Genomic DNA, 19,051 nt, shown 5'->3' with positions numbered 1-19,051 from the left:
TCGTCACCGTCCGCGCCGCCCGCGGCCCCGCCGTCCGCCCCGCCCGCCGGGCATCCGCAGACGTCGGCCGCCACGCCGCAGCCCAAGGTGACCACCGCGCAGCCGCCGACCGACCCCGAACCGCAGCGCACCCAGGCGGCGGCCGGCGGTTCGGGGTGCGAGATCCGCTCCGCCGCGGGCAACTGCTACGCGGCCGGGCAGTTCTGCCGCGACGCTGACCTGGGCCGGAGCACCCACGACGCGGGCGGACGGGTGATCTACTGCCGGATGGTCAGCGGAAAGCCGCACTGGCAGGCCTGAGGCCCGGCTCAGCCCAGGGTGTCCCAGAACAGGTGCTCGTAGGCCTGGAGCAGCAGACCGTACTCCCGGGCGGTGGCCAGGGTGTGGTCGTCCAGCGGGTGCGGCCCGAGGGCGTCGGCGGCCTGCTGCTCCAGCCCGGTCGCCGGCTGGGCGAAGAAGTCGAAGAACGCGCAGGCCTCGTCGGAGAAGCCGTGGCGGCCTGGGGCTCGGCCCAGGTGGGAGACGAAGGTGGCCAGGTTGAGGCGGCGTTGCCGTCGAGCATCAGTTCGCCGTGGACGATCTGGAGGGCGGTATCCGGGTCGGGTCCATCTCGCCCTGCGGCAGCTCGTGCCGCGGCACGGTGCGCGGCTCCCGGCTGAACAGGGGATGGGCGGCTCCCTCGGTCTGCGGGCGCCGCGGGTGGCGGGGGTGCTTGAGTCCCACGGTCGGATTCCTTCCACGGTGTTCGGAACGGGTGCTGCGCCGAGCCGGCGGGCGCTGCGGTGGTCTCGCCCGGCAGTGCCGAGGGCGCTTCAAGGTTGCGGCGGTGGGCCCCCACGCTCGTGGGAGCCCACCGCCACGGGGTCAGGAAGCCGCGTCAGTCCTTGAAGGCGTCCTTGACGTGCTCGCCTGCCTGCTTGACGTCGCCCTTGGCCTTGTCGGCCTTGCCCTCGGCCTCCAGGCGCTTGTTGCCGGTCACCTTGCCGGCGCCTTCCTTGACCGCGCCCTTGGCCTTGTCGGCGGCGTTCTTGATCTTGTCACTGGCACTCATGTCGGCCTCCGGTTCGTCGAAGCTGTGCTGGCATCCCGTCTGCCCCCGATCGGCCGGAAGATTCACCGGCATATGTGCCGCGGCTGCGGGCAAGCGGATGTCCGACACTGACGACGGAGGTCGAGATGGTTCCCCTTCTTCTTGTGCTGCTGCTGGCCCTGATCCTCTTCGGTGCCGGCTTCGCGCTGAAGGCCCTGTGGTGGGTCGCGGTCGTGGTCCTGGTGGTGTGGCTGCTCGGATTCGTGGCCCGCGGCACCAGCGCCTCCGGCAGCCGCAGCCGCTGGTACCGCTGGTAGGCGCTCCGGCGCGCAGCCGGAAGGGCCGGGACAGCAAGGGGGGCACGCATCACGGCGGCGTGCCCCCTCGTCATCTCCGGTCCTGTCACCGGCAGGCCCTGTTCCCGCGGCGCGAGGTTTCTCCCCGGCGGGCACTGCCGTCGATACCAAGAAGGCAGACGGCGCAGAGCGATCCGGAACCGTGGCTACCCCCGTACAAGGGCTGGAGGAGAACCGATGAATCCCGAAACGCCCGCAGGAAGCCCCGGCCGCGACCTGCCCCCGGCCCGCCGGGCCGGCGGCCCCCGCACCCGGATTCAGATCCCCGGCCGCGCCGCGCTTCAGGTCACCTCGTGGTTCCGCGCAGGCTTCGGCCTCAGCGTCGGCGCGCTGCTGGCCTGGCACCTGACGGACGCAGTACTCCAGCTCACCTCGCTGCTCACCCTGTTGCTCCTCGCCGTGTTCATCGCGGTGAGCCTGGAGCCCGTGGTCGCATGGCTGGAACGCCACGGTCTGCGCCGCGCCTGGTCGGTGGCGCTCGTGGTGATGGGGCTGGCCGTGCTGCTGACCGCCCTGCTCGCCGTGGTCGTCCCGCCGGTCGGCATCGAGGTGAGTGCCCTGGTCGGCGCTGTCCCGGGCTGGCTCCAGCAGCTGCACGACCACCAGTCGACACTCGGCCGGATCGAGGACCACTATCACCTGGTCGAGCGCGCCAAGGAGCAGCTGGGCCACGGCGGCTTCGGCGCCGGTGCGTTCGGTGGCGTGCTCGGCGCGGGCCAGCTCCTCCTCAGTACGGTGACGTCGACCGTGATCGTCGTGAGCGTCGCCCTGTACGTCATGGCGGCCCTGCCGGTGATCAAGGCGTTCTGCTACCGCTTCGTGCCGCGCAGCCGGCGCCAGGAAGTGGAGGAGATCACCGAGGAGATCTTGGCCCGGACGGGCCGCTACATGCTGGGCAACGTGCTGACCTCCGCCGTCGCCGGCCTGGCGACCTTCGCCTGGTGCGCGGCCACCGGCGTGCCGTACGCGGGGGCGCTGGGGGTGTTCGTCGCGTTGATGGACCTGGTCCCCATGGTCGGCTCGACCATCGGCGGCGTGGTCGTCAGCCTGGTCGCGTTGTCGGTGTCCCTGCCGGTGGCTCTCGCCACCGCCGGCTTCTACATCGCCTTCCGGCTCCTCGAGGACTACCTGATCATGCCGCGGGCCATGAAATTCGTGGTGGACGTGCACCCGGTCGTCACCGTGGTCGCGGTGCTTCTGGGGGGTGCACTCCTGGGCCTGGTGGGAGCGCTGGTCGCGGTGCCGGCCGCCGTCGCCCTCGGGCTGGTCCTCGACGCGTACGTCTTCCCCCGCACCGACAACGCCTGAGGCGCAGCCGGCCGGCGCGCACCCGGCAGGGCAGCCCGCTTGGGCGAAACGGCCGGTCCGCTGGTGGGCCTGGCCTGGCCTGGCCGGGGCGTGGCGTCCGTGGCGCGGGTCCGCCGGCAGCTGCGGGGTGCCTCGGCTCCAGGGTCAGGGGGTCATGTGCAGTCGCAAGGTCAGGCCGCCTTCAGTGGCGCGGATTTCGACGAGGTCGCAGAGCTGGTGGATCATCCACAGGCCGCGGCCCCCGTCGGTGGAGGCGAGGCGGGGGCGGTGGCGGCCGGTGAGTGGGTCGCTCAGGTGCCCGTCGTCGTGGATCTCCGCGATCACCGCTGCGTTCTCCCGGTCCACAGGCGCAGGGTGCCGCTGCCGTCGCCGTGGGCCAGGGAGTTGGCGGTCGCTTCGCTGATGGCGAGCAGCAGGTCGCCCTGGCGCGCAGGTGTCAGGGCGGTGCTCCGAGCCCAGGCTTCGGCGTGGTGGCGGACCTGCGCCAACTGCCCGGTGCTGTAGGCGTCCGCGACGACGCTTATCGGCAGCGCGGTGACGTCGTAGGGGCACAGGATACGTGGTAGTGGTTGCGGCGGCCGTGGCGGGTGCGGGCAGCCGGCGTTCTCCAGATCGCTCACAATCGCGCGTACGGCCCGCTCGGTCATCCCGCCCGCCACTGCGACATCCCGCAGGCGCACGTCGGCGTCCCGGGCGACCATCAGCAGCACGCGGGCGTGCTGCGTCAGGAACGTCCAGCTGCTGCGCGGCTCCTGGGCTCCGGCCATCAATTCATCATATGAACCAGAATGCCGGTTTTTGGCAAGCCTGTTTTCCTTCACCTGTCCACCGGTGACCCCCGGGCCCGCGTGTCCGGCCCGTCCGGGGCCGTCGTCCCGGCCGGCAGGCGGTGAGCTGTCCGCTTCCCGGGCACACGCCCCACCAAGGGTGCATACGGCCCGATCCATCGGGCGAAGGGAGCTGAGCATGAATCCCCTCGAGCGGGCACTGCGAGCCGTCGACCGCACGCAGCGGCACCACAGGCTGCCGGCGGCGGCGGTGGGGGTGGTCAAGAAGTACGGCGACGACCGCGGCGGCCTGCTCGCCGCCTTGATCACCTACTACGGGTTCGTCGCGCTGATCCCATTGCTGCTCCTGCTCTCCACCGCGCTCGGGTTCGTCCTGCACGGCCATCCCGGCGCGCAGAAGGCCGTGGTGGACTCCGCGCTCGCCGACTTCCCGATCATCGGCGACCAGCTGCGTCAGAACGTCCACTCCGTGCAGGGCAGCGGCCTCGCCCTGGTCATCGGCGTCCTCGGCCTGCTGTACGGGGCGCTGGGCATCGCGCAGGTCCTGCAGCACGCTATGGCCGAGGTATGGAACGTCCCCGGTGTCCAACGGCCCGGTTACTGGCCGCGCTTGGCCCGCAGCCTACTGCTGTTCGTCGTCCTTGCCGCCGGTATGCTGCTGGCCACCGCCGCCGCCACCCTGGTCGGCACCGCGCTGGCCGGACTGCCCGCCCGTATCGGCGCGCTGGTGCTGTCGGCCCTCATCAACTCGGCTCTGCTCCTGGCCTGCTTCCGCATTCTCACCCCCGCCGAGGTCCCCGTTCGGGCGCTGGTGCCGGGCTGCGTGATCGCCGGACCGCTGTTCACCGTGCTGCAGGCGTTCGGAGCGGTCCTGGTCTCCCACCAGCTGCGGCACGCCACCGCGGTGTACGGGTTCTTCGCAACCGTGATCGGCCTGCTGGGCTGGCTGGCCCTGGCCGCGCAGATCACCCTCTACGCGGCGGAGACGAACGTGGTGCTTCACCGGCGCCTGTGGCCTCGCAGCCTGATGCAGCCGCCGCTGACGGGCGCCGACGAGGAGGTCCTAGCGGCTTTGGCCCGGCAGGAGGAACGCCGCCCCGAGCAGCAGGTCGACGTCGCCTTCACCGACGAGGGCGATGAGGCTCAGCGGCCTGAACGGCGTGATCCGCCCGGCACCGGCGGCGAGTCCGCATCGGACCGCTAAGAAGCCGCGCAGATAGGCATCGAGGGCTGGGTGAACAAGTGGGCAAAGGAGGAGAGTTCCGGGACCTTCGCGGCTCTGGTCGTCGTCACCCTGTGCTTCGGCGACTGCGAGACCGTCGCCGCCTTTGACGAGGTCCTCGTCCCAACGTCCTTCAGCACGCTGCCCTCTTGGTCAGGTGGGCAGTCCCGCGTCGCGGGCCAGGAGGGCGGCCTGAACGCGGTTGGTGACGCCCAGGGCCGTGAGGATACGGCTGACGTGGGCTTTGACGGTGCTTTCCCGCATCGCGAGGCGGGTGGCGATGTCGGCGTTGGTCTCGCCCTGGGCGAGCAGGGCCAGCACGTCCAGCTCCCGGGGGGTGAGCCGCTCAAGCCGTTCCCGCGCGGCGGTGGCCTTCGGCTGGTTTCCGGCGTGGTAGCGGTCGATGAGTCGGCGGGCCGCGGCGGGGTGGAGCATGGCGGAGCCGGCTGCCACCAGGTGGACGGCACGCAGGATCTCGGCGGGATCGGTGTCCTTGAGCAGGAACCCGTCGGCTCCTGCGGCGAGCGCGTTGTAGACGTACTCGTCTAGGTCGAAGGTGGTGAGGGTGATCACCTTCGGCGGGTGGGGAAGGGCCCGTAGCCGGGCGGTCGCGGTGATGCCGTCCATGCGCGGCATGCGCACGTCGACCAGGGCCACGTCGACGTGGTGGGCGCCGGCCTGCTCGACGGCGTCCAGGCCGTCCACGGCCTGGGCGACGACCTGGATGCCCGGGTCGCCGTCGAGGAGGTCGGTCAGGCCGAGGCGGACCAGGGCGTCGTCGTCGACGATCATGGCGCGGATCATGTGCGGGTGCCGTTCTGTGCGATGCCGGCGGGGTGGGGGATGCGTGCGGCCAGTCGCCATGCGCCTGCGCCGGCGGGTCCTGCGTCCAGGTGGCCGCCCAGCGCGCTGACGCGCTCGCGCAGGCCGACGAGCCCGTATCCGGACTCGACGGCGCCCGTGCCGGAAGTGCCGGGGACGCCGGGGGTGTTGGTGACGTCGATCAGGGTGGCGGGCGGGCGGTAGTCGACCCGTACGGTCACCGCGGCGCCGCCCGCGTGCTTGCGGACGTTGGTCAGTGCTTCCTGGACGATGCGGTACGCGGCCAGCCGGTGGGTCGTGGGAGCCTGCTCGGGAACGCCGTCGACGGTCAGTTCGACGTGCTGCCCGGCGGCGCGTGCCTCCGCGGCCAGCTCCCGTACGTCTCGTATCGCGGGTGCGAGCGCCGCGCCCTGCGCCGCGTCCGGTTCGCGCAGGGCGCCGAGGACGTCGCGCAGGTCGGCCAGGGCCTCGGCGGAGGTGGCACGCAGCAGCGCCAGGCGTTCGACGACCGGCGCGGGCAGGCCGTCGGCCCTGGTGGCCAGCACTCCGGTGTGCAGCGCGATCAGGCTCAGACGGTGGGCCAGCACGTCGTGCATCTCCGCGGCGATGCGGGAGCGTTCGGCGACCCGGGCCGTTTCCTCCCGCAGCCGCGCCTCCGTGCGCAGGTGCTCGACCTCGGAGGCCAGCGCCTTCACCAGCCGCCGCCGGTTGCCCTGCCACAGGCCGACCACGAACCCGAACAGCAGGACGAACAGGGCCGACACCCATCGCCGGTCGGCCCACAGCGACGTGGCCTGGGCACCGAGCAGGTTGGCGCCCAGCGCCACGACGACACAACCGAGGGCGACCCGCATCCGACGGGCCACGGCCAGGTCGAACAGCGAAACGGCCAGCAGCGGAGCCAGCAGCCACCCCCACCACGCCGTGCCCGCCGCGACCACCCACGGCGCGGCAGACCACCGCAGCCGGGGCACCACCAGCGCCACCGCACACACCAGCGCGGCAGCCGTCACCGGCACCACGTATCGGCCGCCGGAGAGCAGCGCAGCATTCACCGCGGCGCCCGCGACCAGGAAGGCCAGCAACCCCGCACGCCCGACCGCCGCCCACACCGGGCCCTTCCACCACATCACCTGGCCATGCTAGGCAGTCCACCGCGATCGCCGGACCGACGAAATGCCATGCCGACCCCCTACTTTCGTCGGCCAAGCCCGTCGCAGAACGGAGGATCTCAAGGGCGACGCCGCTCCGTAGCGTCGAAACCATGAACGACTGGACGACCTCGCACCAGCGCGCCACCGCGCAGCGCCATGCCGAAGGCTGGATGTTCCTCATCGAAGCCGCCCGCGACCTGCGCACCACCGGCGCCATCGCCCCCAGCGGCAAGGCCCTCGCCCACGCCCTGACCGAGCCCGTCCGCGCCCGCTCGCCCCGCCCGCTGGCCGTCCTGGAAGCAGGCGCCGGCACCGGCGCCGTCACCCGCCACCTGATCCCTCGCCTTCCCCGCGGCAGCCGCCTCGACATGGTCGAGGCCAATCCCCGCTTCGCCGACGGGCTACGCGTCCTCGCTGCCACCCACCCCCGCACGACGTCCCGGTCCGCGGACCTCACCGTCCACCAGAGCCTCATCGAGGACCTCGACACCGACCGACGCTACGACGTGATCGTCTCCGGGCTGCCGCTGACCAATTTCGCCCCCCACGCCGTGGAACGGATCATGAGCCGCTACATGGAGCTGCTCCACCCCGGCGGAACCCTCACCTACTTCGCCTACCTCGGCACCCGACGCGCCCGCACCCTGCTCGCCTCCCCCTCCGAAGCACGCCGGCACGCCGCCGTGGACCACGTCATGACCGCCTACCAGCGCCGCTACGCCACCGCCCGCTGGAGCGTATGGGCCAACCTGCCACCCGCCCACGTCTGGCACCTGCAACACCCCCCAGTGCCTTCCCAGCCCTGCGCCGACGGTCGGCAGCACCACCCGGACCGGGTGAGTCAGTAGATGCACGTCCTGACCGACCTCCTCGCCCACCTCCCGGCGCCGGCCGCTTACGGGGTGCTGGCCCTGGCCGTGCTGGCCGAGTCGATCCTCCTGGTCGGCGCCTTCATCCCGACCCTCACCCTCATGCTGACCACCGGCGCGCTGGCCCGCACCGGCCACATCAGCCTCCCCCTCGTCATCGCCACCGCGGCCGGCGCCGTCATCGCCGGCGACCTCCTCGCCCACCGCACCGGCCGCATCCTCGGTCAGCGGCTCCGCACCGGCCGCGCGGCCCGCCGCATCCCCGCCCCCCTCTGGCAACGCGCCGAGGCCCTCACCGCCCGCCACGGCGGCCGAGCCATCCTGCTGGCCCGCTTCATTCCCGTCGTACGCACCCTCGCCCCCCACTTCGCAGGCGCCACCCGCCTGTCCTACCGCCGCATCGCCCCCTACAGCGCCACCGCCGCCTGCCTGTGGGCCACCGCCGAAGCCGGCACCGGCTACGGCGCCGCCGCGTCCCTGAAGCGAATCATCACCCTCGGCGGACCCGCCCTTGCCATCGCCGGCCTGGTCACAGCCGGGTGCGCGGCCTTGTGGATGAAGAAGCGCCGCCGCTTCCCGCACCCGAACCCGCACGACGTCAGCCCCGTCCGGCGCGGACGTGACTGACCGACAACCGGTACCTCCAACGCCACACAGAGCACAGGGCCACGACCCACGCACTCAACCGTTGCGCCGAGCAGCTGACGGCGAGCGGGTTTGGCGCCCGCCGCCAGCGGTTAGCCGCGCTTGCGGGAGCGCATCCCGCCCGCGCCCCGACGGCCGGCCTCGGAACCAGGAGGAACAGACCATGAAGGTTGCCGACTACCTGCTGCAGCGCCTGCGGGAGTGGGACATCGAGTACGTCTTCGCCTATCCCGGGGACGGCATCAACGGGTTGCTCGCCGCCTGGGGCCGCGCCGAGGACCAACCTCGCTTCATCCAGGCCCGGCACGAGGAGATGGCCGCTTTCCAGGCCGTCGGCTACGCGAAATTCTCCGGCCGCACCGGCGTGTGCGCGGCCACCTCGGGCCCGGGCGCGATCCATCTCCTGAACGGCCTGTACGACGCCAAGCTCGACCACGTGCCGGTGGTCGCGATCGTCGGGCAGACCGACCGCACCGCTATGGGCGGCTCCTACCAGCAGGAAGTCGACCTCCTGTCGCTGTACAAGGACGTGGCGTCGGAGTTCTGCGAGATGGTCACCGTCCCCGAGCAGTTGCCCAACGTGCTGGACCGGGCGATGCGCATCGCCGCCACCCGCCGTACCGTGACCGCGCTGATCGTTCCCGCCGACGTGCAGGAGCTCGACTACGAGCCACCGGCCCACGCCTTCAAGCAGGTCCCCTCCAGCCTCGGCACCCCCCACTACGCGCCCGTCCCCGTCGACGAGGACCTGGCGCGAGCGGCGGAGATCCTCAACGCGGGCGAGAAGGTCGCCGTGCTGATCGGCCAGGGCGCCCGCCAGGCGCGCGCCGAGGTCGAGCAGATCGCCGACCTGCTCGGTGCCGGCGTCGCGAAGGCCCTGCTCGGCAAGGACGCCCTCCCGGACACCCTGCCGTTCGTGACGGGCTCGATCGGCCTGCTCGGCACCCGGCCGTCGTACGAGATGATGCGCGACTGCGACACCCTGCTCGTGGTGGGCTCCAGCTTCCCGTACAGCAACTTCCTGCCCGACTTCGACCAGGCCAGGGCGGTGCAGATCGACCTGGACCCGTCCATGATCGGGCTGCGCTACCCGTTCGAGGTGAACCTCGTCGGCGACGCCGCCCAGACCCTGCGCCGCCTGCTCCCGCTGCTGGAACGCAAGACGGACGGCGCCTGGCGCAAGACGATCGAGGACAACACGGCCCGCTGGTGGGAGGTCATGCAGCGCCGCGCCGAGGTGGCCGCCGAGCCGGTCAACCCCGAGTACGTCGTCCACGCACTGGACGCGCTGCTGCCCGAGGACGTGATGCTGGCCGCCGACTCGGGGTCGGCCGCGAACTGGTACGCCCGCCATCTGCGGATGCGCGGCACCATGCGCGGCTCACTCTCGGGCACGCTGGCCACCATGGGGCCCGGGGTGCCGTATGTGATCGGCGCGAAGTTCGCCCACCCCGACCGGCCGGCGATCGCGATCGTCGGTGACGGCGCGATGCAGATGAACGGCCTGGCGGAGTTGATCACTGCCGCGAAGTACTACCGGGAGTGGTCGGATCCGCGCCTGGTGGTGGCGGTGCTGAACAACCAGGACCTGAATCAGGTCACTTGGGAGATGCGGGCGATGCAGGGCGCCCCGCAGTTCGAGCCCTCCCAGGCCCTGCCCGACGTGCGCTACGCCGACATCGCCCAGTCCTTCGGCCTGGACGGCGTGCGGGTCGAGCGGCCCGAGGACGTCGGCCCGGCGTGGACCCGGGCGCTGGCCGCGCAGCGTCCGTTCGTCATCGACTTCCGCACCGACCCGGCGGTGCCACCGATCCCGCCGCACGCCACCTGGGACCAGATCAAGGCCGCCGCCTCCGCTGTGCTGCGCGGCGACAGCGATCGCGGCTCCGTCATCCGCCAAGGCGTGAAAGCCAAGGTCCAGGAGTTCCTGCCCGGCAGTGGGAGCTGACCGTGGCCGCAGACGACAGCAGGGAGGACGTTGACCTCGCGGCCCTGGAACGCGCGCTGCGCGCCGAGGTGGATGGTGAGGTCCGCTTCGACGCGGGCAGCCGCGGCGCGTATGCCACCGACGGCTCCAACTACCGGCAGGTCCCGCTCGGCGTGGTGGTGCCCCGCACGATCGAAGCCGGTGCCGCGGCTGTCGCGGTGTGCTCGCGGTTCGCCGCGCCGGTGCTCTCCCGCGGCGGCGGCACCAGCCTGGGCGGGCAGTGCACCAACACCGCCGTGGTCATCGACTGGACGAAGTACTGCAACCGGCTGCAGTCCGTCGACGCCGAGGGGCGGACCTGTGTCGTCGAGCCGGGCATCGTGCTGGACGAGCTGAACCGGCAACTCGCCCCGCATGGGCTGATGTTCGGGCCCAAGCCCTCCACGCACACGCACTGTGCGCTGGGCGGGATGATCGGGAACAACAGCTGCGGCGCCTCCGCCCAGGCTTACGGCAAGACCGCTGACAACGTCCGCCGGCTGGAAGTACTCACCTACGACGGAACCCGCTTCTGGGCCGGCCCCACCAGCGACGAGGAGTACGCGCAGGTCGTGGCCGACGGCGGGCCCCGGGCCCGCCTGTACCAGGAACTGAAGGGCATCACCGGCCGCCATCTGGCCGAGATCAGGCGCGGTTACCCGAAGATCCCCCGCCGCGTCTCCGGCTACAACCTGGATTCCCTGTTGCCGGAGAACGGTTTCGACGTGGCGAAGGCCCTGGTCGGCAGCGAAGGCACCCTGGTCACCGTCCTGCGCGCCGAACTGAAGCTGGTCGAGGTCCCCGCCGCCGAGGCCCTGCTGGTACTCGGCTTCGACGACATCTACCAGGCGGCCGACGCCGTGCCCGACCTGCTCAAGCACAGCCGGCCCGCCCAACTGGAGGCCATCGACGGGCGCATGGCCCAGCTGATGCGCGAGGAACACGCCTACCTCGACTCCCTGGAACAGTTGCCCGAGGGCGACAGCTGGCTGCTGCTCCAGTTCACCGACGACACCAAGGAACAGGCCGACGCGCAGGCCCGCGAGCTGCTGCGCGCCATCGGCCGCGACGAGGGCGATGCGTCGGTGGCCTTCTCCGACGACCCACCACGCGAGCACGAGATGCTCAAGGCCCGCGAGGCCGGCCTGGGCGTGACCGCGCGCCCGCCGGACGGCTCCGAGACCTGGGAAGGCTGGGAGGACTCCGCCGTCGCACCCGAACGGCTGGGCGACTACCTCCGCGACCTGGAGCGGCTCTTCGATCGCTACGGCTATCAACAGGCCTCCCTCTACGGTCACTTCGGCCAGGGCTGCGTCCACACCCGGATCCCGTTCGAACTGCGCGACGGCAAGGGCATCGAATCCTTCCGGGCGTTCCTGCACGACGCGGCCGACCTGGTCGCCTCCTACGGCGGCTCGCTGTCGGGGGAGCACGGTGATGGGCAGGCCCGCGGCGAACTGCTACCCCGCATGTTCGGCCAACCGCTCGTCGACGCGATGGGCGAGGTCAAGGCGCTGTTCGACCCCGGCAACCGGATGAACCCCGGCAAGGTCGTCCACCCCCACCGGGTCGACCAGAACCTGCGCCTGGGCGCCGGGTGGCGGCCCGAGCCGCAGCAGGCCACACACTTCGCCTACTCCGACGACAACGGCGACTTCGGACAGGCCGTCATGCGCTGCGTCGGAATCGGCAACTGCCGCACCCGCCAGGGCGGGGTGATGTGCCCCTCCTACCGCGCCACGCTGGAGGAGGAGCACTCCACCCGCGGCCGGGCCCGCCTGCTGTTCGAGATGCTCGGCGGCCACCAGGACTCGCCCGTCACCCAGGGCTGGCGCTCCACCGAGGTCCTCGACGCCCTCGACCTGTGCCTGGCCTGCAAGGGCTGCAAGTCCGACTGCCCGGTCGGGGTGGACATGGCCACCTACAAGGCCGAGTTCCTCGCTCACCACTACCAGCACCGCTTGCGTCCGGCCGCCCACTACGCGATGGGCTGGCTCCCGCTGTGGGCCCGGCTCGCGGGCCTCGCTCCGGCACTCGCCAACGCCGTCCTGCACGCCCCGGGCCTGGCCCGGCTGGGCAAGCTGATCACCGGGATCGACCCACGCCGCGACGCACCCCTATTCGCGCCCGAGAGCTTCCAGGACGCCTGGCACGGGTCCGGGCGGCCGCAGCCGGACCCGGGTGATCCGCGCACCGTGCTGATCTGGCCTGACACGTTCACCAACCATTTCCATCCCCACATCGCCCGCGCCGCGGTCCGGGTGCTGGAGGATGCCGGCTTCCACGTCGCCGTCCCCGAGGGACCGGTGTGCTGCGGCCTGACCTGGATCTCCACCGGCCAACTCGCCACCGCCCGCCGCGTCCTGAAACGCACCAGCCAGGTGCTGCGCCCCTGGCTGGAGGCCGGCACCCCGATCATCGGACTGGAACCCTCGTGCACGGCCGTGTTCCGCACCGACGCCCCGGACCTGCTTCCCGGTGACCAGGACATCGTCCGGCTGGCCGCGCAGACGCGCACGTTCGCCGAGCAGCTCGTCAACCACGCCCCCGACGGCTGGCAGCCGCCGCAGGCAAACCGGGCGGCGACCGTCCAGACCCACTGCCACCAGCACGCCGTCCTCGGAACCGACCCCGACCGCGAACTGATGCGCCGCGCCGGCCTGGACGCGAACGTACTGGACGAAGGCTGCTGCGGCCTGGCCGGCAACTTCGGCTTCGAGCAAGGCCATTACGACCTGTCGCAGACGATCGCCGAGCAAGGCGTACTGCCCGCCGTCCGCGACACCGCACCAAGCGCCTTCGTCGTGGCGGACGGCTTCAGCTGCCGCACCCAGATCGAACAGGCCGGCACCGGACGCCAGGCCGTGCACCTGGCCGAAGCCCTCGCCATCGCCCTCGACGGGCCGGCACCCGCCGGACGCCCCGAGAAGGCCGTCGCGCGCCCGCGACCCCGACCCGCAGCAGCCCGTCTCCTGACCGCGGCCACCATCGGCGCGCTGACCGGCCTGGCCGCAGGGGCCGTGCTGGCCGTCCGCCACCGCGTGAGGAGAACGCCGTGACCACCCTTCACGAACGAATGCACCGCCAGGCCCGTGCCTACGCCGGTGACGCCGACCGTCCGCTGGCCTCCTACACCGGCCTCATGGCCGTCTACGCCACCACCGTTGCGGGCATCTCCATCACCGCTCGCGCGACTGCCCGTGAACTGCCGGATCCGAAGCCATGGGACGTCGCGTTGAACGCGCTGGCCACCCATCAGCTGGGCCGCCTGATCGCCAAGGACCCCGTCACCAGCCCGCTGCGCGCACCGTTCACTCACTTCGAAGGCACCACGGGACCGGCCGAACTCAAGGAGGGGGCCCGCGGCACCGGCGCCCGCAAGGCGATCGGCGAACTGCTCAGCTGCCCCTTCTGCACCGGCCTGTGGATCGCCACCGGCATCACCGCCGGCACCGTGTTCGCACCCCGCGCCACGCGCCTGGCCACCACGACCCTGTCCGCCCTGGCCGCGGCCGACTTCCTGCAGTTCGCCCGAACGGCCCTCCAGCGCGCGGCCGGCGAGACCTCATGACCGTCCGGTCGATGCCGACCGTCGACGGCCTGCGGGTGTGGGTCCTCGACTTCCCCACCGACGTCCCCGAGGCCGACGGCACCGCCACCTGGACCAGCACCACCATGGTCCTCGTCCGGGCACGCTCCGGCGCCTCCCACGGCTACGGCTGGACCTACGGTGCTGCGGCCTGCGCCGGCGTGATCACCGACCTGCTCGCCGAACACGCCATCGGCCGTAGCGTCTTCGACGTGCCCGCCGCCAACGAGGCCATGCACCGTGCGCTGCGCAACGCAGGACGTCCCGGCATCGGCGGCTACGCCCTGTCCGCCGTCGACATCGCCCTGTGGGACCTCAAGTCCCGACTGCTCGGCCTGCCGCTGGCCGACCTGCTCGGACGCGCCCGCGACACGGTCCCGGTCTACGGCAGCGGCGGCTTCACCACCTACACCGACCAGCAGGCGCGCGAGCAGCTGCGCGGATGGACCGAGCAGCAGGCGATCCCCCGCGTGAAGATCAAGATCGGGGAGGAGTGGGGCACCCGCGAGGACCGGGACCTGGCCCGCGTCGAGCAGGCCCGCGCCATCATCGGACCGGGCGTCGAGCTGTACGTGGACGCCAACGGCGGCTACACCGCCAAGCAGGCGATCCGCCTCGCCCGCCGCTTCGAGGAGTACGGCGTGCGCTGGTTCGAGGAACCGGTCTCCTCTGACGACCTTGCCGGCCTCGCCCGGGTCCGCGCCGCCACCGGCATCGAGGTCGCCGCGGGCGAGTACGGCTTCACGCTGCCCTACTTCGCCGCCATGGCCCCGTCCGTGGACTGCCTGCAGGCCGACGCCACCCGCTGCGGCGGAATCACCGTCTGGCTGCGCGCCGCCGCCCTCGCCCAGGCCCACGGCCTGGAACTCTCCGGCCACTGCGCCCCGCACGTCCACGCCCACGCCGCGGCCGCCCTGCCCAACCTGCGCCACCTGGAGTGGTTTCACGACCACATCCGCATCGAGAACCTCCTCTTCGACGGAACCCTCGACCCCACCGGCGGCGCACTGCACCCCGGCCGCAGCGACGCCCCGGGCATGGGACTGACGCCCCGCCCGGACGTCCTCGAACGCCACACACGCACCACCGCCACCGCCCCGGCCGCCAGCCCGTAGCCGTCGGCTGCGGCTTCGGCTGCCACGGACCGTCCCCGAACCGGAGGAGAGACCGAGTGCCGAAGAGCCCCGATCCACCGCCCCCGCACGCGCTGCGCGACTACGCCCTGCTCGCCGACGGACACCGCGGCGCCCTCGTCGGCCCGCGCGGCGACATCGCGTGGATGTGCGCACCCCACTGGAACAGCGACGCCGTCTTCGCGGCTCTGATCGGCGGGCCCGGCTGGTTCACCGTCACCCCCGCCGGACGCTTCGTGTGGGGCGGCTACTACGAGGACGGCACACTGATCTGGCGTAGCCGATGGGTCACCACCACCGGAATCATCGAGTGCCGCGAGGCCCTCGCCTACCCCGGGCAGGCCCACCGCGCCGTTGTGCTGCGCCGCATCACGGCCGTCGACGGCCCGGCCGAAGTGACAGTGCGCCTCCAGGTGGCCCCCGGCTTCGGCGAGCACCGACTGCGGAAGGTCACGCACGAGGAGGACGGAAGCTGGACGGCCCGGGCCGCAGGCTCGCACCTGCGCCTGAGCGGCCTGCCGGACGCGAAGACGAACGATGCCGGTGACCGCCCGCAGCTGAGGGCACGGCTGCGCCTGGAGCCCGGGGAGCAGCACGACCTCGTCCTGGAGATCTCCGACCAACCGCTCACCCGGCTCCACGACCCTGACCGGCTGTGGCGGGCGACCGAGGTGGCCTGGGCAGAGCGGGTACCCGAGCTCGCCGGGGTGCTGGGCCGGCGGGACGCCCGGCACTCGTACGCGGTGCTCCTCGGCATGACCGGCCCCGGTGGCGGAACCGTCGCCGCCGCGACGACGAGCCTGCCGGAGCGAGCGGAGCAGGGCCGCAACTACGACTACCGCTACGTGTGGATCCGCGACCAGGCCTACATCGGCCAGGCCGCGGCCGCCGCAGGCTGCGATGCGCTGCTGGACGACTCGGTCCGTTTCGTCACGGCCCGCCTCCTCGACCACGGCCCCCGCCTGGCGCCCGCCTACACCGCCGCCGGCGGCGCCGTCCCCGACCCGCGCACGCTCGACCTGCCCGGCTACCCGGGGGGCTTCGACGTCATCGGCAACCGGGTCAACCACCAGTTCCAACTCGACGGCTTCGGCGAGAGCCTGCTGCTGCTCGCCGCCGCCGCCCGCCGGGGCAGGCTCGATGCCGACGGCTGGCGCGCCGCCACGGTCGCCGTCGACGCGATCACCGCCCGCCACCGGGAGAAGGACGCCGGCATCTGGGAGCTCCACCCGGACCGCTGGACGCACAGCCGACTGACGTGCGCGGCCGGACTGCGCGCCATCGCCACCGCCCACCCGGCAGCAGGGTCCGGCCGCGCCGCCGCCTGGGAGGCCCTGGCCGACCAGGTCATCGCCGAGGCCGACCACGACTGCCTGCACCCCGCCGGCCGCTGGCAGCGCTCACCCACCGAGGCGGGCGTGGACGCCGCCCTGCTCCTGCCCGCGCTGCGCGGCGCCGTCCCGGCCGACGACCCCCGCACCCGCGCCACCCTGCACGCCGTCCTCACCGACCTGTGCGAGGACCACTACTGCTACCGCTTCCGCCACGACCAGCGCCCCCTGCAGGACGCGGAAGGCGCGTTCCTGCTGTGCGGATTCGTTGTCGCCCTCGCCCATCACCAGCAGGGCGACGAGCGGGAGGCGCTGCGCTGGTTCGAACGCAACCGCGCCGCCTGCGGACCGCCGGGCCTGTACGCGGAGGAGTTCGACGTCGCCCAGCGCCAGCTGCGCGGCAACCTGCCCCAGGCCTTCGTCCACGCCCTCCTGCTCGAAACCGCCCATCGCCTGGCATCCGGCCACTGATCCGCGGCAGCGACAGCGCGGCGGGTGTCGGGGGCGGCCCAACCGGGCAGCCGCTCAGTGGTCCGCTATCGGGCGGCCGTGAGGTGCGCAGATGTCCGGGAACGACGAACACACGCACCTCCTGTCCTGCGAGGAGTTCACCCCCGCAGAGCTTCTGGACCAGGCCCGGCGCGCGAAGGACACCGGTTTCACCAGGCTGGCGATCTCCGATCACTTCCACCCGTGGAACGACGGCCTCGCCCCACGGCACCGGGCGGGGGCGGCCAGGATGCTGCGGTCCCGGCGGGCCAGAAGGGCGTCTGCGTCGGCGGGTACCTCGATGGCGCCGGCTCTGCGCAGGACTTCTTCTCCGAACCCGGCGGACAGCACCGCCACGCACGGGACGCCTGCGCGCGCTGGCGTGCACGTGCCAGGGGGGTGTCGCCGACGAACACCGCCTCGCCGGGCTCGGCGCGGGCCGCACCGTGGCCGGTGCCGTCGCCCTTCGCCTTCCCCGCCTCGTCGTCCATGGGGTCACCGGCACCCGCCCTGCCTGCCAGGCGGGACGGGGTGTCCGGCCGGCGGACCGGGAGGGCCGGGAGGTTTGCCTCGCCCGGCCGGGGTTAGCCGCAGGATATGAGACGTCAACTCCAGACACCGCGCACCGTGGTGGTCACCGGGGCCAGCGGCGGCATCGGCCGGGCGAGCGCTCTCGCCTTCGCCGCCCGCGGGGACCGGCTCGCGCTGATCGCCCGCGGCCGGGCCGGACTCCAGGGCGCGGTCCGCGAGGCCGAGCAGGCGGGTGCGGAGAAGGTCCTCGCCATCGAGACGGACGTCGCCGACCCGGAGGCGATCGCGGCGGCCGCGCAGCGGGTAGAGGACGAGTTCGGGCCGATCGACGTGTGGGTCAACGACGCGTTCGCGTCCGTGTTCGCGCCGTTCACCGAGATCACCCCGCAGGAGTTCCGGCGGGTAACCGAGGTCTCCTACCTGGGCTACGTGTACGCCACCCGGGCGGCGCTGGCCCGGATGCTGCCCCGCAACCGCGGCGTGCTCGTCCACGTCGGCTCCGCGATCGCCTACCGCGGCATCCCGCTGCAGAGCGCCTACAGCGGCGCCAAGCACGCCATCCAGGGCTGGCACGAAGCACTGCGCTGCGAACTGCTCGCCTCCGGCACCGCCGTGCGCACCACGATGGTGCAGATGCCGGCGGTCAACACCCCGCAGTTCGACTGGGTCCGCTCCCGCCTGCCCGAGCGCGCCCAGCCCGTGCCGCCGATCTACCAGCCGGAGGTGGCCGCCCGCGCCGTACTGTTCGCCGCCGACCACCCCGATCGGCGGGAGTACTGGGTCGGTGGCAGCACGGTGGCCACCCTGCTCGCGAACGCCATCGTGCCCGGGCTGCTGGACCGCTACCTGGCGCGAACCGGCTTCGACTCGCAGCAGAGCGGTGAGCGGCGCCGCTCCGGCGATCCGGACAACCTCTTCGAGCCGGTCGACACCGGGGAGGACTTCGGGGCGCACGGGCGCTTCGACGGTCGGGCCCGCGCCCGCAGCTCCCAGCAGCTGGCCGCCCACGGCCTCGCCTCCGCCGTGGCAGGGGTGCGGCGGGCGGCCGACCGGGTGCGGGCCGGTCTGACGTACGGGCCGTGCGGGTTCGCATCCGGGCGGCGGGGCAGACGCATCCCACCGACCGGAACCCGTGAGACAAGGAGCATGTGATGCCACGCGGATCAAGCCCGAAGCGGGAACGCCAGTACGAGCACATCAAGGACAGCGCGCTGGAGCGCGGGGAGAGCCCGAAGCGGGCCGAGGAGATCGCCGCCCGCACCGTGAACAAGGAACGCGCCCGCCACGGCGAGTCGAAGACCGCCAGCCGCAGCTCCCTCAAGGACATCTCCTCCAGCCGGCGCGGCGGCCTGCGCTCCCACAGCGGCTCGCAGGGCCCGACGAAGGAACAGCTGTACAACGAGGCCAGGCAGCGCAACATCCACGGCCGCTCGAAGATGAACAAGAAGCAGCTCGCCGACGCACTCGGCCACTAGCGAGCAGGTACGCGATGGCATCGATCCCCGTCCCACCGGACCCCGACCTCACCCCGGTACCCCCCGTACCGCCCCGACCGCCCGAGCCCCCACAGCCACCCGACCCGGTGCCGCCTGATCCGCCGAAGCCACCCGGATCGCCTGAACCACCACCCGATCCACCGCTGCCCGGCCGTCCCGGCAGCCCTGGACCTCAACCTCCGGCGGATCCGCAACCGCCGTCATCCGAAGAACCCCGTCCGCACGAGCCACCGGACTGAACCACGCCGCGAACGGCCGATGACCCGGACAGGGGCAGGTTGCTGCGTACGGGTGGCCGACGGCGCGCCGACCGGCCTCGTCG

Annotated in this window: 17 protein-coding genes and 1 pseudogene; 13 read left to right on the top strand and 5 right to left on the bottom strand. The window is 72.5% G+C overall.

What is annotated here, in order from left to right; translation table 11 throughout:
- A partial coding sequence (locus BG452_RS33840) for a hypothetical protein (protein WP_223243121.1) occupies positions 1 to 300 on the top strand: 300 nt, incomplete at its 5' end.
- An 8-nt stretch (positions 301 to 308) separates the two neighbouring features.
- Here the strand turns inward: BG452_RS33840 and BG452_RS33835 are convergent.
- Entirely contained in the window at positions 309 to 740 is a 432-nt protein-coding gene (locus BG452_RS33835) for a hypothetical protein (RefSeq protein ID WP_188308171.1), read from the bottom strand.
- Between the two features lie 137 nt (positions 741 to 877).
- Positions 878 to 1,051, bottom strand: coding sequence for a CsbD family protein (locus tag BG452_RS33830; RefSeq protein ID WP_188308170.1), 174 nt, complete (start codon positions 1,049 to 1,051; stop codon positions 878 to 880).
- Positions 1,052 to 1,176: 125 nt separating this feature from the next.
- Here BG452_RS33830 and BG452_RS33825 point away from each other — a divergent pair, with 125 nt between their 5' ends.
- Both BG452_RS33825 and BG452_RS33820 read left to right on the top strand, forming a co-directional pair.
- On the top strand, positions 1,177 to 1,347 hold the full coding sequence (locus tag BG452_RS33825; RefSeq protein WP_188308169.1) for a hydrophobic protein: 171 nt from the start codon (positions 1,177 to 1,179) through the stop codon (positions 1,345 to 1,347).
- A gap of 216 nt (positions 1,348 to 1,563) precedes the next feature.
- Complete coding sequence (locus BG452_RS33820) at positions 1,564 to 2,694, top strand: AI-2E family transporter (RefSeq protein ID WP_188308168.1); 1,131 nt, start codon at positions 1,564 to 1,566, stop codon at positions 2,692 to 2,694.
- 144 nt (positions 2,695 to 2,838) lie between these two features.
- Here BG452_RS33820 and BG452_RS33815 read toward each other — a convergent pair.
- Positions 2,839 to 3,341, bottom strand: a pseudogene (locus BG452_RS33815) (ATP-binding protein).
- Between the two features lie 319 nt (positions 3,342 to 3,660).
- On the opposite strand from BG452_RS33815, the gene BG452_RS33810 reads away from it, so the two are divergent.
- Positions 3,661 to 4,686 (top strand): YihY/virulence factor BrkB family protein, encoded by a 1,026-nt coding sequence (locus BG452_RS33810; RefSeq protein ID WP_188308166.1) that lies wholly within the window; start codon positions 3,661 to 3,663, stop codon positions 4,684 to 4,686.
- Positions 4,687 to 4,857: 171 nt separating this feature from the next.
- Here BG452_RS33810 and BG452_RS33805 read toward each other — a convergent pair whose 3' ends face one another.
- On the bottom strand, positions 4,858 to 5,508 hold the full coding sequence (locus BG452_RS33805; RefSeq protein WP_188308165.1) for a response regulator: 651 nt from the start codon (positions 5,506 to 5,508) through the stop codon (positions 4,858 to 4,860).
- On the bottom strand, positions 5,505 to 6,656 hold the full coding sequence (locus BG452_RS33800) for a sensor histidine kinase (RefSeq protein WP_188308179.1): 1,152 nt from the start codon (positions 6,654 to 6,656) through the stop codon (positions 5,505 to 5,507). The genes BG452_RS33805 and BG452_RS33800 overlap by 4 nt, the downstream gene beginning before the upstream one ends.
- A 134-nt stretch (positions 6,657 to 6,790) precedes the next feature.
- Here BG452_RS33800 and BG452_RS33795 point away from each other — a divergent pair, with 134 nt between their 5' ends.
- The 9 genes from BG452_RS33795 to BG452_RS33755 all read left to right on the top strand — a co-directional run bounded on the left by BG452_RS33795 (position 6,791) and on the right by BG452_RS33755 (position 18,708).
- Complete coding sequence (locus tag BG452_RS33795; RefSeq protein WP_188308164.1) at positions 6,791 to 7,528, top strand: class I SAM-dependent methyltransferase; 738 nt, start codon at positions 6,791 to 6,793, stop codon at positions 7,526 to 7,528.
- Complete coding sequence (locus tag BG452_RS33790) at positions 7,529 to 8,176, top strand: DedA family protein (protein ID WP_188308163.1); 648 nt, start codon at positions 7,529 to 7,531, stop codon at positions 8,174 to 8,176.
- 181 nt (positions 8,177 to 8,357) lie between these two features.
- The gene (locus tag BG452_RS33785) at positions 8,358 to 10,142 is read left to right on the top strand and encodes a thiamine pyrophosphate-requiring protein (RefSeq protein WP_188308162.1); all 1,785 of its coding nucleotides are present in this window, start codon (positions 8,358 to 8,360) and stop codon (positions 10,140 to 10,142) included.
- A complete protein-coding gene (locus BG452_RS33780) occupies positions 10,139 to 13,219 on the top strand; it encodes an FAD-binding and (Fe-S)-binding domain-containing protein (RefSeq protein WP_411293064.1) in 3,081 nt (1,026 codons plus the stop codon). The genes BG452_RS33785 and BG452_RS33780 overlap by 4 nt, the downstream gene beginning before the upstream one ends.
- Positions 13,216 to 13,731, top strand: coding sequence for a DUF1360 domain-containing protein (locus BG452_RS33775; protein ID WP_317621359.1), 516 nt, complete (start codon positions 13,216 to 13,218; stop codon positions 13,729 to 13,731). The genes BG452_RS33780 and BG452_RS33775 overlap by 4 nt, the downstream gene beginning before the upstream one ends.
- 11 nt (positions 13,732 to 13,742) lie before the next feature.
- Positions 13,743 to 14,864, top strand: coding sequence for an enolase C-terminal domain-like protein (locus tag BG452_RS33770; RefSeq protein WP_188308160.1), 1,122 nt, complete (start codon positions 13,743 to 13,745; stop codon positions 14,862 to 14,864).
- A 56-nt stretch (positions 14,865 to 14,920) separates the two neighbouring features.
- A complete protein-coding gene (locus tag BG452_RS33765; RefSeq protein WP_317621358.1) occupies positions 14,921 to 16,684 on the top strand; it encodes a glycoside hydrolase family 15 protein in 1,764 nt (587 codons plus the stop codon).
- A gap of 615 nt (positions 16,685 to 17,299) precedes the next feature.
- Entirely contained in the window at positions 17,300 to 18,385 is a 1,086-nt protein-coding gene (locus tag BG452_RS33760) for an SDR family oxidoreductase (protein ID WP_188308159.1), read from the top strand.
- Positions 18,385 to 18,708, top strand: a complete 324-nt coding sequence (locus BG452_RS33755) for a plasmid stabilization protein (RefSeq protein ID WP_188308158.1) — start codon at positions 18,385 to 18,387, stop codon at positions 18,706 to 18,708. Before BG452_RS33760 ends, BG452_RS33755 begins: the two co-directional genes overlap by 1 nt.
- The last annotated feature ends 343 nt before the right edge of the window (positions 18,709 to 19,051 follow it).

Origin of the sequence: Streptomyces sp. CBMA123 (assembly GCF_014596465.1) — a bacterium.
Classification (GTDB): domain Bacteria; phylum Actinomycetota; class Actinomycetes; order Streptomycetales; family Streptomycetaceae; genus Kitasatospora.
The sequence above is the reverse complement of the archived record's forward strand: the minus strand, read 5'-3'. Positions and strand labels throughout refer to the sequence as shown.

Bases quoted from the DNA above. Each gene is read 5' to 3' on its own strand.
- BG452_RS33820 (WP_188308168.1), top strand. From the start codon at position 1,564: ATGAATCCCGAAACGCCCGCAGGAAGCCCCGGCCGCGACCTGCCCCCG.
- BG452_RS33805 (WP_188308165.1), bottom strand. From the start codon at position 5,508: ATGATCCGCGCCATGATCGTCGACGACGACGCCCTGGTCCGCCTCGGC.
- BG452_RS33825 (WP_188308169.1), top strand. From the start codon at position 1,177: ATGGTTCCCCTTCTTCTTGTGCTGCTGCTGGCCCTGATCCTCTTCGGT.
- BG452_RS33810 (WP_188308166.1), top strand. From the start codon at position 3,661: ATGAATCCCCTCGAGCGGGCACTGCGAGCCGTCGACCGCACGCAGCGG.
- BG452_RS33755 (WP_188308158.1), top strand. From the start codon at position 18,385: ATGCCACGCGGATCAAGCCCGAAGCGGGAACGCCAGTACGAGCACATC.
- BG452_RS33795 (WP_188308164.1), top strand. From the start codon at position 6,791: ATGAACGACTGGACGACCTCGCACCAGCGCGCCACCGCGCAGCGCCAT.
- BG452_RS33770 (WP_188308160.1), top strand. From the start codon at position 13,743: ATGCCGACCGTCGACGGCCTGCGGGTGTGGGTCCTCGACTTCCCCACC.
- BG452_RS33800 (WP_188308179.1), bottom strand. From the start codon at position 6,656: ATGTGGTGGAAGGGCCCGGTGTGGGCGGCGGTCGGGCGTGCGGGGTTG.
- BG452_RS33830 (WP_188308170.1), bottom strand. From the start codon at position 1,051: ATGAGTGCCAGTGACAAGATCAAGAACGCCGCCGACAAGGCCAAGGGC.
- BG452_RS33790 (WP_188308163.1), top strand. From the start codon at position 7,529: ATGCACGTCCTGACCGACCTCCTCGCCCACCTCCCGGCGCCGGCCGCT.
- BG452_RS33760 (WP_188308159.1), top strand. From the start codon at position 17,300: ATGAGACGTCAACTCCAGACACCGCGCACCGTGGTGGTCACCGGGGCC.
- BG452_RS33785 (WP_188308162.1), top strand. From the start codon at position 8,358: ATGAAGGTTGCCGACTACCTGCTGCAGCGCCTGCGGGAGTGGGACATC.